Source organism: Streptococcus pseudopneumoniae (genome assembly GCF_001072315.1).
Lineage (GTDB): Bacteria > Bacillota > Bacilli > Lactobacillales > Streptococcaceae > Streptococcus > Streptococcus pseudopneumoniae_R.
The window spans coordinates 1-219 of sequence record NZ_JVLI01000057.1 but is presented as its reverse complement, the minus strand read 5'-3'; the positions used below and the strand labels follow the sequence as shown (position 1 = coordinate 219).

The following is a 219-nucleotide window of genomic DNA, read 5'->3' as shown; positions in this document are numbered from 1 at the left end:
TACTAATCCAATGACTGTTAAGAAGGAATTGGGTCAAACAGGTGGTAAGTATGAGAATACAGCCTATCAGCTTGATTTTGGTTCAGCTTATATCACGGAAACAGTTGTAAATAATGTTCCTACTGCGAAACCTACTAAGAAGAATTTGAATAAAGAAGGTGTGAACATCGGTGGTAAACAGGTCTTGGCAGGCTCAGTCAACTACTACAAGGTAACGGC

Annotated in this window: 1 protein-coding gene; it reads left to right on the top strand. The window is 39.7% G+C overall.

All coding sequences use genetic code 11. The features are described 5' to 3' along the window. A partial coding sequence (locus ADH54_RS02075) for an SspB-related isopeptide-forming adhesin (RefSeq protein WP_152904031.1) occupies positions 1-219 on the top strand: 219 nt, incomplete at both ends.